This window comes from Leptothoe sp. ISB3NOV94-8A (genome assembly GCF_043421595.1).
Lineage (GTDB): Bacteria > Cyanobacteriota > Cyanobacteriia > Phormidesmidales > Phormidesmidaceae > Leptothoe > Leptothoe turfae.
Genome location: NZ_JAXSQW010000001.1, coordinates 4,242,372 through 4,256,613, shown reverse-complemented (window position 1 = coordinate 4,256,613; position 14,242 = coordinate 4,242,372). Strand labels below are relative to the sequence as shown.

At 45.4% G+C, this 14,242-nt stretch carries 13 protein-coding genes; 4 read left to right on the top strand and 9 right to left on the bottom strand.

What is annotated here, in order from left to right:
• Window positions 1–33 precede the first annotated feature (33 nt).
• The 7 genes from SPB21_RS17910 to tsaE all read right to left on the bottom strand — a co-directional run bounded on the left by SPB21_RS17910 (window position 34) and on the right by tsaE (window position 8,066).
• Window positions 34–2,904: a methyl-accepting chemotaxis protein gene (locus SPB21_RS17910; RefSeq protein WP_499867338.1), complete on the bottom strand. Its 2,871-nt coding sequence runs from the start codon at window positions 2,902–2,904 to the stop codon at window positions 34–36.
• A 44-nt stretch (window positions 2,905–2,948) separates the two neighbouring features.
• The gene (locus SPB21_RS17905; RefSeq protein WP_163661470.1) at window positions 2,949–3,452 is read right to left on the bottom strand and encodes a CheW domain-containing protein; all 504 of its coding nucleotides are present in this window, start codon (window positions 3,450–3,452) and stop codon (window positions 2,949–2,951) included.
• An 80-nt stretch (window positions 3,453–3,532) separates the two neighbouring features.
• Entirely contained in the window at window positions 3,533–3,898 is a 366-nt protein-coding gene (locus SPB21_RS17900) for a response regulator transcription factor (RefSeq protein WP_163661468.1), read from the bottom strand.
• 157 nt (window positions 3,899–4,055) lie between these two features.
• Window positions 4,056–5,246, bottom strand: coding sequence for a response regulator (locus tag SPB21_RS17895; RefSeq protein ID WP_163661466.1), 1,191 nt, complete (start codon window positions 5,244–5,246; stop codon window positions 4,056–4,058).
• A 110-nt stretch (window positions 5,247–5,356) separates the two neighbouring features.
• Complete coding sequence (locus tag SPB21_RS17890; protein WP_250565877.1) at window positions 5,357–6,853, bottom strand: ammonium transporter; 1,497 nt, start codon at window positions 6,851–6,853, stop codon at window positions 5,357–5,359.
• Window positions 6,854–7,090: 237 nt separating this feature from the next.
• On the bottom strand, window positions 7,091–7,546 hold the full coding sequence (locus tag SPB21_RS17885; protein ID WP_163661464.1) for an EVE domain-containing protein: 456 nt from the start codon (window positions 7,544–7,546) through the stop codon (window positions 7,091–7,093).
• Window positions 7,521–8,066, bottom strand: coding sequence for a tRNA (adenosine(37)-N6)-threonylcarbamoyltransferase complex ATPase subunit type 1 TsaE (gene tsaE, locus SPB21_RS17880; RefSeq protein WP_250564747.1), 546 nt, complete (start codon window positions 8,064–8,066; stop codon window positions 7,521–7,523). Before tsaE ends, SPB21_RS17885 begins: the two co-directional genes overlap by 26 nt.
• A gap of 74 nt (window positions 8,067–8,140) precedes the next feature.
• Here tsaE and SPB21_RS17875 point away from each other — a divergent pair, with 74 nt between their 5' ends.
• Window positions 8,141–8,749 (top strand): nucleotide-binding protein, encoded by a 609-nt coding sequence (locus SPB21_RS17875; protein ID WP_163661462.1) that lies wholly within the window; start codon window positions 8,141–8,143, stop codon window positions 8,747–8,749.
• A gap of 143 nt (window positions 8,750–8,892) precedes the next feature.
• Here the strand turns inward: SPB21_RS17875 and SPB21_RS17870 are convergent, their stop codons facing one another.
• The gene (locus SPB21_RS17870; protein ID WP_499867336.1) at window positions 8,893–9,579 is read right to left on the bottom strand and encodes a Bax inhibitor-1/YccA family protein; all 687 of its coding nucleotides are present in this window, start codon (window positions 9,577–9,579) and stop codon (window positions 8,893–8,895) included.
• A gap of 293 nt (window positions 9,580–9,872) precedes the next feature.
• On the opposite strand from SPB21_RS17870, the gene SPB21_RS17865 reads away from it, so the two are divergent.
• Entirely contained in the window at window positions 9,873–11,537 is a 1,665-nt protein-coding gene (locus tag SPB21_RS17865; RefSeq protein ID WP_499867335.1) for a Ppx/GppA phosphatase family protein, read from the top strand.
• Here the strand turns inward: SPB21_RS17865 and SPB21_RS17860 are convergent.
• Window positions 11,503–12,414, bottom strand: a complete 912-nt coding sequence (locus SPB21_RS17860; protein ID WP_499867334.1) for a LysR family transcriptional regulator — start codon at window positions 12,412–12,414, stop codon at window positions 11,503–11,505. The genes SPB21_RS17865 and SPB21_RS17860 overlap by 35 nt on opposite strands.
• A gap of 105 nt (window positions 12,415–12,519) precedes the next feature.
• On the opposite strand from SPB21_RS17860, the gene SPB21_RS17855 reads away from it, so the two are divergent.
• Together SPB21_RS17855 and SPB21_RS17850 are read left to right on the top strand one after the other, a co-directional pair.
• Window positions 12,520–13,299 (top strand): class I SAM-dependent methyltransferase, encoded by a 780-nt coding sequence (locus tag SPB21_RS17855; protein WP_499867332.1) that lies wholly within the window; start codon window positions 12,520–12,522, stop codon window positions 13,297–13,299.
• A gap of 171 nt (window positions 13,300–13,470) precedes the next feature.
• Window positions 13,471–14,232 carry a phosphoadenylyl-sulfate reductase gene (locus tag SPB21_RS17850; protein ID WP_163661755.1) on the top strand — a complete coding sequence of 254 codons (762 nt, stop codon included), beginning with the start codon at window positions 13,471–13,473 and terminating at the stop codon, window positions 14,230–14,232.
• Window positions 14,233–14,242 lie beyond the last annotated feature (10 nt).

The window sequence follows — 14,242 nt, the reverse complement described above, 5'->3', positions numbered from 1 at the left end:
TTGAGGGGTCAAGATTGAAACAATAGTTTGGAGCTAGCTCACCTTAAACTGACGCACACTTTCCTGTAGAGCTTGAGAAATTTCTAGTAGCTCTCTAAAAGATGTAGAGACAGTGTTGGCATCAGCTGATGTTTTCTGGGCGATGTTGGCTACATCCTTCATCACTTTAGTCATATTTTCTGAACTCTCAGATTGGGAGAATGTGGCTTGACTAATCGAATTGACGAGGTCTTTGATTTCAGTAGTGACTTGGGCGATGCTGTTTAAGCTTTCACGTGTTTTGTCTACTAGCTGAGTTCCTACGACTACCTGCTCGGTTCCCATTTCCATGGCCTCTACCACCTCATTGGTTTCTGCTTGAATTTCGGCGACCAGGTTCTCGATCTCGGTGGTTGCTTCTGCGGATTGTTGTGCCAATGAACGTACCTCATCTGCAACAACTGCAAAACCTCGTCCTTCTTCGCCAGCCCGAGCGGCTTCAATAGATGCATTCAGCGCTAATAGATTAGTTTGGGCAGCAAATTCGTTAATTAGGTTAACGACACCTGAGATTTTTTGTGATGACTCACCCAGACGTTTAACCTTTTTTGCGGTGGCGGCTACTGTTTCTCGAATGGCTAGAATCCCTTCTACTGCCCGATCCATGGCAACATCACTAGATTCTACAGTGGCAGTTGTTTGTTGAACAATAGCTTCAGCTTGGTCTGCGTTGGCGGCTACGGCTCGAATAGAGGCAACCATCTGATCTAATTGCTCAAGCGCGGCTGTAATTTCTTGGGTTTGTTGTTGTGCGGCTTGAGAAAGATCTTGGACAGAAGCTTCATTTTGACTGGCTGTGGTTGATACCTGCTGCGAAGCAATTTGCACCTGTCCGACAATTTTCTTCAAGCTAGTAATCGTAGCGTTATACGAATCGGCAATAGTACCAATTTCATCGGCGGTGACTTGGGCCCTGACGGTCAGGTCACCTTGACTGACTGGATCAACTTCCAGCATCAGCTCTAAAGCACGTTTTTGTAAGTTCTCTTTTAAGGATTTCTGCTCTGCTGCTAGGGAAGAAACCTGTTGAACGGTCATTAAGACACCCAACTGTCGACCTAGCTGATTACAGAAGTGGATTTCTGTCTCTGTCCAAATGTGTAGCCCTTGCACATGATGAATTGCCAACAAGCCAAACAGGCGAGCCTGACTCACAACTGGTATCACCAAGGCAGATTTAACATTGAGGACGTGCCACCGCTGACGTACGCTGTCTGTTAAATCGGCAATAGTAACATCATCTGCGATTAACGGTTGACCATCGATATAGTTCTCAATTTCTGTTTGTGAGATGAATAGGGACGGTACTGTTTCATCAAGAATACTAAGCTGGTTAGTTGTAACGGATTCATTCTGGCCTAATATTTGGGCATCTTTGGTGCGGTATAGGACAACACGGTCGGAGCGGAGGAAGGTCCGTACTTGTTCAACAAACAGATTTAGTTGTGCTTGATTGTGGTCACTGTCTAAATCGCCTGTAATTGACGTAGCTGATGCCAACAGCTTTGATTGCTGTGCAGTAGTCTGTTGTTCATTGTTAAACTGCTTGAGCTGCGTAGCCATTTGGTTGATGTTGTTACCAAGCTGAGCAATTTCATCTTGCCCAGTAACGTCTAGTCGCGTACGCAGATCCCCTTTTCCGATTTTATTGACAACGTCGGCAGCCCGCAAAATAGGTTGGGTGAAGCGTCGAGTTATCCAAATTGCTAAACCTGTTGCCACCCCTGCTGCGGCTAATGTTCCTAGGGCGATCGCAAAAAACAATCGCCGCTGAGTGGCTTGTAGGACGGCTAAGTCAACTGAAGTGACTGCACTCCAATTTAAGTTAGATAGATTTTCTGTCGCTATAAATGGCGAGAAAGCAACGATTTCTGGAGCTTCAGTTAGGCTATTGCTAGCTTTTACAGTTTTACCACGCTCACCCTGGACAATGCCCGCAATATCGGGAAAAATCTTTGCTAGAGTTAAGATCTCAATGTCAGTGGATTCAGAGAGATCTACTTCTTGACCGGAGGAATTCACTGGTATGATGTAACCTGCCTGGGGAGATAAAAAGACATCCCCTGATTCGCTAGCTAGATAAAACTTATGGCCATCATCTCCAAAATTGTTGAGAATTTCTCCTAATTTTTCAATGGGAATCCGTGCACGGATATATCCTATTGGTTGCCCATTTAACTTATCTTTGACAACAGAGGCTGAATACACACTAAATTCACCAGAGGTGGTGGAAATTAGTGGCTGACTCAAAATTGCGCCGTTAGCGGCTTTAGCGGCTTGAATATAGGAACGATTAAGGTGGTTGGACAGTTTTTTCCCTTGGGAGGTTTGAGCAATGGGATTACCAGCAAGATCAAAAAACGCGATGCTGCTGTAAACCCCATCATAGGCCTTCATCATTTGGTCGAGGCTCTCAGATTTTTGTTTTGGAGTGATGGTGCTCCGTAGCTGAGGATCAGTGAAAATCTCTAAGTTAGCTAAAAACTGAATGTCTGAGTAGCGTTCTTTCATGAAGAGTGCTACTGCTGACTGTAGATCATTGACGCGTACTGTTTCTAGCTCTTGGAGTTTTTCAAAGGTTCCCTGGTTGGCAATGTTATAGGCGATCGCACCCACGCTAATGACAGGAAACGTACCTAGTAATATGGCTAATAGTGATGCTTTTGTCTTTAGCCCCAGTCGATGCCACCAGACTCTGAGTTTACCTTGGTGAGATATAGACTGACTTTGTATAGGTAAACGTGATACTGTTTCTGAGCGAGGTTTTGTGATTAAACTAGCGAATAGTTCATCAGACTGCATCTTGGTGGTGTCTTCAGTAGGCAAATCACCACTGTCAGAATGTGTGGGTGTGCTTAATGTCATAGAAAACTCTTGAACTCAAGTGATAGGTTGAATAGTGTGATTAATTAAACGGGCATGTGGTCAAAAATTGATAAGCCTTCCAAGAGAATAAGCATTTCACCGGCTTCTCCTAACCAATAACCCCGTAAAAATGGCACAAGCGTTTCAGATATAACTGATGGAGACTGAATGGTATCGAGAGAGAATAGTTCTATTCCCTTTATCTGATGAACAACTAAGCCGAGATGATATCGCTCGGGTGTCTCTATCGATGATTTTTCTAAGAGTAGAGTATTGTAGTGTGTAGTTAGTGTGGGTTGTTGATGTAAGGGATTTCCTCCAAGCAGATGACCTATATCTACTAGCCATAGAATCTCACCGCGCCAGTTATAAACTCCCATGATCCAAGGTGGTAAATGTGGGATTGCGGTAATCTGAGAAACTTCAATCTTTAAGGCTGCTGCTAACTGACTTATCGGTAACAGTGCCGTCACATCATTCAGTAGGCTAAATTTTAGGTACTGATCTACAGCTGATGCTTGAGATGATGTCTGTGTAGACAGTTGCATAGTTGTTTTTTATGATCTCCATTTGTCTAGTCCCATCAAGAAGCTGGTACAGAATTGATGGTAAAACTGACAACTTTTCCCTAGTGGCCAATCAGTTGCTTAACTGTTTTAGATAACTCTGCTTGATCAATGGGTTTTGTGAGATAGGCATCAGCTCCCTGTTTCTTTCCCCAAAATTTATCCATATCAGTATCTTTTGTAGAACAGATAATGATGGGAATTGCACTGGTTGTAGCTTCTGCTTTAAGATCGCGACAAATTTCAAATCCACTACGATCGGGCAAGACTACATCTAACACGATAATGTCAGGTGTCTGGGTACTCAGTTTTGCCAAGGCATCGGCACCATTGGTTGCTGTCATTACGGTTAAGCCATCTTGTGACAGACATTTAGCCAGCATTTCTAAAATAGTTTTAGAATCATCAACAACTAGTGCAATTCCCATGGATTTATCCAATTTCAATAAACAAAAAATAGCTTGAGCAAACCCTGTAATGAATGCCTAGAACAAACTTGTTAGCAGTGTTCCCAGCTTTAAGACCTGAGTGATAGTTTATATCTAAAGAAATAGAATTATTCCCAAAATTGGATAATAAAACTATCTATATTTCAACTGAAGCGTGTTTAGAAAGTTGTCTTTCAACGACTGATAATACCTGATGTGGATTAATTGGCTTGCTCAAGAATGCGGATGCACCTACCATCCTGGCACGCATTCGATCAATTACTCCATCGTTCCCAGTCAGAATTATAACCGGTGTTTCTTTAAAACAGGATATCTTTCTTAGCTTACTACAAAGCTCATAGCCGTTGGTTCCAGGCATCACAAGGTCTAGAAATATTAATGCAGGTTTTTTGGATAACAATACGGCGATCGCTCTTAATGGATCTTGGACACAATGAGTCTGATAATCTGCTGTGCCTAAAACTCTTTCTAATGCTCGGCAAATGGCGGGGCTGTCATCTATACAAGCAATCAAAGGGCCACTAGGAGATGGCTCTTGTACTGTAGAGGGTGAAATTGGTGATTCTAGATCATCAATTTCAATGAGCTCTACTGCACCCTGTTGCACATACGGTAGCAAAGACGCTGAAAGGGAGACAATATCACGATTGAGTTTAATGCTTAGATCTCTGAGGGTCTGCTGACCCGTGAGCATCATTGTCAGGTTTCGGTATAGAGGTTCAGGAACCTGTTTTTTGAGTTCTAGAGGATGACGGACTATGGGAGCTAAATCAGGAGAACGATCACCTAATTTTGCCTCAAGCCATGATTTCCAAAGGGCTTTGGCTTTGTAAATGATAGTTTCGGCATTTATCAGTAAGAGCTGATGTGATAGTTGATTGTCAGTTTGCACCTGATAGACCACTTCACGGGCCTGATTAATATCGAAGAAGGCTTCTAAAAAAATGTTTTCAATGATTTGATTGATTTGTTTACGAGATATTTTTTGTTGGCTATACCAAAAGCCTAACAGTTGATATTCCCAGCATGTTAATTTTTTTTGATTCTCTGTTTTAGATAACTTTCTAAACTCGGATTTGAGAGTCGAGAGTTCCAAATAAAGGTCAGGGCAGGCGTGTTTGACATGACGATACCAACGACGCATTGGTTGTTTGCCACCCGTGACATAGAGCAATCGGCCCATATAAAACTCAAATGTCCACTTAGTGTGATGGGCGGTTAGTTGTAACTGCCCGTTAAACTGACTTTGCTTGAGTAGCCCAAAAAGCCGACTTTGTTTTGCTGCCGTAAAATCACTAATGGTGATGACAGACTGTTTATTGGTCATTGTTATTGTCATCGCGTAGACAGGGTAAATAGACTTAAATTATTGCTTTATCCCCCTGGTAATCAAAGTTTTGAGTCGCTACATAACATGTTGCGACACCCCATGATTCTTTAGTGGTTCAAGGTTGAAGTGTTTGATTTCATGACATTATCCTTGACAGAATGGAAAAGATTATTAAGGGGTAAAGAGCGTTGAGAGAATTCTGGATAGGCTTCGAGCCCATGTTCGCTCAGATCTAATCCCGTTGACTCAGCCTGATGAGATACTCGCAGCCCAAAAATGATGCGGAGCATGAACCAACTAAACAGAGTACTGATGCTTACAAACGCAGCCACAATGACAATTCCTGTAATTTGAATTAGAACAGGTTTAATGTCTCCGCCCAGCAAAAAACCAAGGGCTGGACCTGATGTTTCCGAGTGCCAATCATTAATATTAGGACCAACGCTAAATAAGCCAACGGCAATTGTTCCCCAGATTCCACCTACTAGGTGGACAGGGAGCGCACCTACGGGATCGTCAATCCGTAATTGGTTAAACAAGCCCGCTGCAAAGACTGCAAACATGCCCCCGATAAAACCAATAATAATGGCACCGATGGAGGTGACATATGCACACCCTGCGGTGATAGAGACCAACCCAGCTAGGGCACCATTAATAATCATGCTGAGGCTGGGTTTGCTGGTGATTAACCACGATATAACAGCTGCCGCTACGGCACCAGTGGAGGCCGACAGGTTTGTGGTCAGGATAATACGGCTAGCGATGGCTGGGTCTGCTGTCATACTTGAACCCGCATTAAATCCAAACCAGCCAAACCACAGAATTAATCCACCTAGTGTTGAGATCGCAAGGTTATGACCTGGTATGGTGTTTTCACCATGCGGCCTATACCGACCAACCCGTGGCCCTAATAGCCAAGCACCGGTTAATGCAGCCCAACCCCCGACACTATGGACTACTGTTGAACCGGAAAAGTCCCAAAACCCCATAGTCTGTAGAAACCCCCCACCCCAGATCCAATGGCCAACCATTGGATAAATAACGAGGGAGAGAACAGCGCTAAATGTAAAAAATGCTAAAAATGATATACGTTCTGCAACCGCGCCAGATACGATTGTTGCTGCGGTACCTGCAAATACTAATTGAAAAAAGAATTTAGCATCCAGGGGTATACCTGCCCAAGCAAGGGAGTCAAAGACCCCACTATAGTGCTCGTCCGTTAATGGACTTAAATCTAGGCCTTGTAAAAAGAATCCAGAATAACCGATAACCGCGTTACCATCTCCAAACATTAGGGCAAAACCCACTGCCCAGAAACAGAGAGAAACAACACCAAAGACAATGACGTTTTTGGTGAGGATGTTAACAGCATTTTTGCTTTGACAGAAACCGGTTTCCAGCATGGCGAAACCAGCATTCATGAAGAATACGAGTATTGCGCATAACAAAACCCAAATGGTATCTACAGTTACCTGGAGAGATTCAGGCAGCGACTCAGGCGTAGTATCCGCAGCCAGGACGGCTCCATTCCAAACTAGCCAAATTGCAATGACTAGTAATAGGGTAGGCTGCCACCCCATGCGCTTCTGGTAAAATTGTCTCATTATGGAGAAAACATCTAAAAATCTCACTTAAGTAGCTATTAAGAGACAATTTCACCCTAGTGGATGTGATTGTCTATCGATTGCTAAGGGCGAGGTTGTAATAGATCTATATTTCCCAGAGCGATTTTGTTCTCTCAGGTAGAGGGCAGTTCTAATCAAAAAATCAGCATAAATCGGTTGATTTTACTGAAGCGTAATGTCCTTAAGGGCAACTTTGCGTCATATACATAAGAGATGTCACCCCTTAGCGAGTGCTAATATTCGTTTTGCCACATCGTCGGTGACTGGCATGACCGATAACCGATTACCTCGTTTAACCACTTGCAGTTCGTCGGGTTCAAAATTACCTTTGAGCTCATCGAGGCTGATGTAGTGCTGGAAAGTCTCAATGTAACTAACGGTAACCGTATGCCATCGAGGATCTGCGGGCGTGGATTTGGGATCGTAATATTTATTGGTTTCATCAAACTGGGTGGGATCAACCACCATTTCTTCACTGATTTTCATCAGACCAGCAATACCAGGGGGCTTTGTATTGGAGTGGTAAAAGAAGGCGATGTCGTCCATTTTCATAGACTTGAGAAAGTTGCGAGCCTGATAGTTACGCACACCATCCCAAACTTCGTTGCGATCGCGCTCCAAGTCATCAATGCTATACACATCTGGTTCAGACTTCATCAACCAGTACTTCATCGTGCTTTACTACCTCCTGTAGGTCATTCCATACGCTATCGTGCCAACCACGGGGCCAGTTAACTTCGGCGCAACGCCCATCGCCTGCATAGGCTAAATTAAGCGTAATTGGCTTATTCGGCAAATACCGTAGACGTTCGGCCCACTCAATCACTACTATTCCGGGGGCTACCTCTTCCCCATCCCAATAGGTTTCTAGATAAAGACCATCCGCTCCCATACTGTCCAAACGATACAAATCGACATGGTACAGGGGGACTCGACCCGTCAAGTACTCATTAATCAACGTGAATGTGGGACTGTCAATGGTTTGCTCAATACCTAAACCTGCCCCTAAGCCTTGAGTAAAGGTGGTTTTGCCGCTACCTAAAGGACCTGATAACAAGAGCACTGTTTCTACTGGCAAGTGTTGACCCATCAGCCATCCCAGCCGATGGGTAGCTCTCAAGTCTGGTAACTGAATTGAAAGAGCGGTTGACATTGCTAAGGTTAAGCGGGACTGAGGTATGGTAACTGCCATTGGATGGGCAACCCTCCAACTGTATCGTTAATCTAATAGCGAGTTCACACCGAGTTCAGGATAGGCAACACTGCATGATTATCACGGTCGCCAGCTTCAAGGGTGGCGTTGGCAAAACTACCACTGCCATTCACTTGGCCGCATTTTTCCAAGGAAAAGGAAGAACATTACTCATTGATGCTGACCCCAACTGCTCAGCGTTGGGGTGGGCCAGTCGTGGTGAATTACCGTTTGAAGTGGTGGATCAGTGGCAGGCCGAAGCCCAAACTGAATCTTATGGGCATGTCATTATTGATACGCAGGCTCGACCGACTACTGAAGATTTAGCCGCCTTAGCCAATACCTGTGATTTACTCGTGCTACCCACCATGCCAGATATTTTGTCCCTGGATGCTCTGGTGTTGACCATTGAATATCTCAAATCCATTCAGACTAACCAGTATCGGATTTTGATTACTGCGATACCCCCTAAACCCAGCCGTGCAGGTGACGAAGTCAAAAAGTTGCTTAAGGAAGCTGATATTCCGACCTTTGATGTGGGAATAGCTCGTTTAGCTGCGTTCCAAAAAGCCGCTATGCAAGGCATACCAGTTTATGCTGTCAAAGATCAGCGGTCTGAACGAGGGTGGCAAGATTATGAAGCAGTTGGGAATGAGATTCTTAATTTGGTGAAAGGGCTGTAATTTTTAAAGACAGAGGGTAATGGTGACACTGCTTGGTCAACAGGAATCTGAATCTATTTATGGTGCCGACTAATAGACAAGAGCCCTGACCTTCTGGCCAGGGCTCCGTATTTTTGCATTGCAAATTGGATAGTTATACTTCCTTAGCGGCGGGAAGACATCAAGATGCGTAACACATACCAGAACAAGAGCATGACCGCAGCAAATAATTCTAAGGATGCTGCCACGTGTTGATTTGTGGAATAGCGATGCATCACATTGGATGTTTTGTACAAAATCGCTGCGGCCGCAAAAGTCACCATAAAGAAAGAGAAGAATAGCCCCAGGGAGAAGCCAAACAGCAGGCTACAAACAATGAGGCCCAGAGCTACCATGCCACCGACTTTAAGAATGCCGCCTAAAAAAGCGAAGTCCTTGCCGGAGGTGAATGCGACTGCGGTCAACCCACCGAATAGGAACAGGGTAATAATGCCTGCAGTAGGTAGGACAGTTGGATCTGAAAAGGCGACCGCCATATAGAGTAGGGGGGCGAAGATAATGGCCTCACCTACAACGTAAAGACCCAAACCCGTATACTGCGCATTAACATCGTCAGCTTTGGCGGCCATATTACTAGCCAGATAGCCTAATAACGCAAAACCACCCAGCAGTGCCAGCCAACCAAATCGACCCCCTCCGAGGAATACATTGGCGAGAAAACGAGCAATACCTAGCTGAAAAAATAAAAATTCAACCACTACAAACGCACCAACGGCCCCAGCAAGATGGGTGTAGGTACGTTTAATAAATTCCGCTCGCTCACTGGGGCGAGCCTGAGCCACCATAACCATGCACAAATGCCTCCTGTAGGCAAAAAGTTAATTAGTCTGATTGCATGCAAACTGCGCACTGTCAATCAGCGATACCTCTCTCAGAGGCTAACATACTTGCTCAATGTACAGCTTCTCCATGCACAGTAGCTGTTTGGCCACTACGTAATGCATAGGAAAATATTAATCGTAATGTAGTTTAGGATACAAAAATGCCAATTTAGGATATGAAGCTGACAATAAGCTCTTGCATTGCTGATTTCGGTAAAAGTACTGGAAATGTATGATGAATAACACCCTGTGCAATACTCACGATGGTTGATTCAGCCACTGCCCCCTTAGACTCTATGGTCTATGTTCCTAGTCTTTCAGACACCTCGATTGAACTACGTCAATCGCTTCAGGAAGATCGAATCTTAGCCGCTATTGATGTGGGAACCAACTCAGTTCATATGGTTGTTGTCAAAATTCAACCAGAGTTGCCCGCATTTACTATTATTGGTCGTGAGAAAGATACTGTCCGCCTTGGTAATTTTCGTCCTGGCACTAATTGTTTGTCAGACGAAGCCATGGAGCGAGGTATTGCTGCCTTGAAACGGTGTAAACAAATTGCCAATAGTCACCATGCTGACGATATTGTCACGGTAGCCACCAGTGCTACCCGTGAAGCGAACAACGGTCAAGTATTTATTGATCGGGTAAAACAAGACGTTGGTTTGGATATCAACCTAATTTCTGGCCTTGAAGAGGCCCGACGCATTTACTTGGGTGTGCTGTCTGGCATGGAACTCAATGGTCAGCCCCACGCCATTATCGATATTGGTGGTGGTTCCACTGAGATCATTTTGGGTACTGGGGAACGTCATCGATTTCTCAGCAGTACTAAGGTGGGGGCCGTTAGGCTGAATGCGCGAATGGTGACCACCAATCCCATTAGTACCGAAGAGTTTTTGCAGTTGCAGGCCTATGTGCGGGGGCGGCTTGAGCCCAATATCGATGCGCTGAAGGCTAAGCTGGTGGATGGCGAACCCCTGTCATTGGTGGGCACATCTGGCACGATTGAGTCCCTGGCTATTTTGACAGCCATTGATCAGTTGGGTTCAGTTCCTGTTCGCATGAATGGGTATACCATGGCCATGAATGAGCTAGAACGCTGTATCCAAAAGCTGCGCCGCATGAGTTTTAGTGAACGGCTTAAGCTGCCAGAAATGTCGTCTCGACGAGCTGAGATCATTGTGCCTGGAGCCGTGATTCTACAGGAAGCAATGCGGATGCTAGGTGTGGATCGGATCACCATCTGTGAACATGCCTTGCGAGAAGGCTTGGTTGTGGACTGGATGCTCACCCATGGTCTTATTGAAGACCGGATGCAGTATCAACAATCGGTACGGGAGCGGAGCGTTATGAAAGCCGCCCATAAGTATCGGGTTGATAAACCCCACAGTGAGTTAGTAGCCAAATTTGCATTAGCCTTATTTGATCAAACCCGTGGTGTTTTGCATCAGTGGGGACCTCTGGAACGTGAGATTCTGTGGGCAGCAGCTATGCTCCATAATTGCGGTCATTTTGTCAGTCATGGAGCCCACCATAAGCATTCTTATTACTTAATCCGGAATGGTGAATTACTGGGTTTCACCAGCACTGAGATTGAGCTGATTGCTAACATTGCTCGTTACCATCGCAAGAGCGCACCCAAGATCAAGCATGATCCCTATAAAGACTTGACTAAGAAGAGTCGTAAGATTGTCAGTCAGCTCAGCGCTATGTTGCGGGTAGCGGTTGGTCTGGATCGGCGGCGGCTAGGTGCGATCGCAAGTTTTCAAACCACCTATGATTCAAAAGCTCATACCTTAACTCTAAGCTTTATCCCCACCCATGCTAACGATACCTGTGAGCTAGAAATCTGGAGTGCTAATGACAAAAAAGCTTGCTTTGAACAGGAGTTTAATTTGCAACTGCAGGTGCGTCACCAGGCTTAATACCCCATGTCCATATTCCTTGCAAAAAGGTATGGCTCGTCTGAGCTATCTGGTTTTGTTGCCAAACGACACATACTTCAGCCTGGGGAGTCGTTTCTTGAAAGGGAATGAAACATACCCCTCGGCGCTGGAGATTCTGTAACGACTCAGGCACAATTGCCACACCGATTTCAGCGGTGACAAGGCTTAAAATTGTTTGCATTTGAGTCGCTTGCTGGGCCACGGTGGGACTAAAACCCCCTTGGTGGCACAGGCTAATTATTTGATCGTACAGCTGGGTAGCCATGGCCCTAGGGAACAATACAAATAACTCTCCCTGTAACTCTTGGATAGAAAGATTTGGTTGTGAGGCGAGTCGATGACCCAACGGTAAGGCGACCACTAATGATTCTTGTAAAACTGGCTTTGCCTGTAGAGTTGGATGATCCACAGGGGGACGCATAAAGCCAATATCCAGTCGGCTATCTAACAATCCTTGAATCTGTTCTTGGGTGGAGAGTTCATGGAGAACAATTTCCACATGGGGATATTGTTCTCGAAACTGTTTTAGGTAGTCAGGTAAGAGGCTGTACATGGCAGAGCTAACAAATGAGATCGCAAGTCTTCCCAACTCTCCACGGCTAGCTTGTTGCGTCTTGCTGACAGCCTGTTCTAACTGTTTTAGAAGTTGTTGAGCTTCTTGCTGAAGTACTTGTCCCGCCGCCGTTAAAGATACCTTGCGCCGCGTTCGTGCAAAGAGTTGTACGCCTAGCTCAATTTCGAGTTGTTTAATCTGTTGACTTAGGGGAGGCTGAGCCATCTGTAAATGCCCTGCAGCTCGACCAAAATGTAGCTCTTCAGCCACTGCCAAAAAGTAACGAAGATGCCGTAATTCCATAATGGGTTTCTAATACTTTCTAGATATCAATAGATACTAAAAAATATATTGGACATCTCAATAGCTTGCCCATAGTTTTGAGATATCGTTTCAAATCCAGTTGCTATGGCTTCCGATACCGTTTATGCCCATCACGTTTGGGATACTGATCGCTACCAAAATCAGCACAGCTTTGTTTGGGAATATGGTGCAGCTCTGATTGATTTACTCAGTCCGCAGTCGGGGCAACAGATCCTTGACCTGGGTTGTGGCACGGGGGAACTGACCCATGCGCTGGCAGAAACGGGGGCTGTTGTCAGTGGGATTGACTCAGATGCTGCCATGGTTGCTAAGGCTCAGCAGCAATATCCACAGCTATCCTTTGTCATCGCTGATGCTCGTAATTTTGTAGTGGCACAGCCGGTGGATGGCATCTTTTCCAATGCGGCGCTGCACTGGGTTAAGCCACCAGAGCAAGCTGTTCAGGCTATGGCTAATGCCTTAAAACCTGGTGGGAAATTGGTCGTTGAATTTGGTGGCAAGGGCAACGTACAAGCTATTGTGGGGGCGGTGGAAACCGTCAGACAGCAGAAAAAACTCTGCCCCTGGTATTTCCCGAGTATTGGCGAATATGCTCACTTGCTAGAAAGCCATGGTTTAGACGTGATGTTTGCCGCCTTAATCGATCGACCGACGCCCTTAAATGACGGTACTCAAGGCTTAGCCAACTGGCTCAAAATGTTTGGTAGCAATCTTTTTATAGGTTTGAATGAAACGGCCATAGAATCTGTCATTCAAGAGGTGGAAAGTCTTTTGCGATCGCAAATGTACGATGGTAACCAATGGGTGGCAGACTATCGTCGACTGCGTCTGGTTGCAGTTAAACAGTCCCACAAGCCTGCTTAGGACTGGTTTATCTGAACAAATTTAAGAAAGCCTTTCCATTATGATGCGATGATGGGGCAGGTCTCTATGGTATTAAGCGTAATTCATAATGTTGTACCCTGCGTGCAACGAGAACGTGTTTACCATGGAAGTTATGACACCTCACATCGGCATCACGGAGCGGCTGAAACTATGGCAAATGTAGTGCTAGAAAGCGAGCTAGATCTTGAAGCACTCAATAAAACCTTAGATGGCATGGATGCTGCTGAGCTTGTTTCTTGGGGAGCTGAAACCTTTGGGGAGTCCCTGGTGATGAGCACCAGCTTTGGCATTCAGTCAGCTGTCATGTTGCATCTGGTTACTCAGGTGATGCCCAATATTCCAGTCATTTGGGTTGATACGGGTTATCTACCTGTAGAAACTTACCGCTTTGCTGAGGAACTAACCCAGCGTCTGGGCCTGAATCTTAAGGTTTATCAGTCGCCCATGAGTCCGGCTCGCATGGAAGCTCTCCATGGACGACTGTGGGATCAAGATAATGTCGAGGCGCTAAACCGATACGACTATATTCGCAAGGTGGAGCCTATGCAGCGGGCGCTTAAAGATCTGGGGGCTAGGGCCTGGCTGGCGGGATTGCGAGCAAATCAAACATCCCATCGCCAAACCTTAGGCCGGATTGCTCAGCAGAATGATATTTATAAGCTACATCCAATTTTGTCCTGGCATTCACGGGATGTGTATAAGTATTTGACCACGTTCGATTTGCCTTACCATCCTTTGTTTGATCAAGGATATGTGACGGTGGGGGATTGGCATTCAAGCCGTCCGATGACGGATGATGATGGCGATGAGCGGGCAACCCGCTTCAAGGGATTGAAGCAGGAGTGTGGCTTGCATCTGCATCTACCACAAACCCAGGGAGAAGCCGATAGTTTAAATTCGAGTTCGTTGTAGGTTAAGGGAT

Excerpts from the sequence above, each read along its gene's own strand:
- SPB21_RS17855 (WP_499867332.1), top strand. The coding sequence starts at position 12,520 with ATGGCTTCCGATACCGTTTATGCCCATCACGTTTGGGATACTGATCGC.
- SPB21_RS17875 (WP_163661462.1), top strand. The coding sequence starts at position 8,141 with ATGATTATCACGGTCGCCAGCTTCAAGGGTGGCGTTGGCAAAACTACC.
- SPB21_RS17865 (WP_499867335.1), top strand. The coding sequence starts at position 9,873 with ATGGTTGATTCAGCCACTGCCCCCTTAGACTCTATGGTCTATGTTCCT.
- tsaE (WP_250564747.1), bottom strand. The coding sequence starts at position 8,066 with ATGGCAGTTACCATACCTCAGTCCCGCTTAACCTTAGCAATGTCAACC.
- SPB21_RS17885 (WP_163661464.1), bottom strand. The coding sequence starts at position 7,546 with ATGAAGTACTGGTTGATGAAGTCTGAACCAGATGTGTATAGCATTGAT.
- SPB21_RS17905 (WP_163661470.1), bottom strand. The coding sequence starts at position 3,452 with ATGCAACTGTCTACACAGACATCATCTCAAGCATCAGCTGTAGATCAG.
- SPB21_RS17910 (WP_499867338.1), bottom strand. The coding sequence starts at position 2,904 with ATGACATTAAGCACACCCACACATTCTGACAGTGGTGATTTGCCTACT.
- SPB21_RS17895 (WP_163661466.1), bottom strand. The coding sequence starts at position 5,246 with ATGACCAATAAACAGTCTGTCATCACCATTAGTGATTTTACGGCAGCA.
- SPB21_RS17870 (WP_499867336.1), bottom strand. The coding sequence starts at position 9,579 with ATGGTTATGGTGGCTCAGGCTCGCCCCAGTGAGCGAGCGGAATTTATT.
- SPB21_RS17890 (WP_250565877.1), bottom strand. The coding sequence starts at position 6,853 with ATGAGACAATTTTACCAGAAGCGCATGGGGTGGCAGCCTACCCTATTA.
- SPB21_RS17850 (WP_163661755.1), top strand. The coding sequence starts at position 13,471 with ATGGCAAATGTAGTGCTAGAAAGCGAGCTAGATCTTGAAGCACTCAAT.
- SPB21_RS17860 (WP_499867334.1), bottom strand. The coding sequence starts at position 12,414 with ATGGAATTACGGCATCTTCGTTACTTTTTGGCAGTGGCTGAAGAGCTA.
- SPB21_RS17900 (WP_163661468.1), bottom strand. The coding sequence starts at position 3,898 with ATGGGAATTGCACTAGTTGTTGATGATTCTAAAACTATTTTAGAAATG.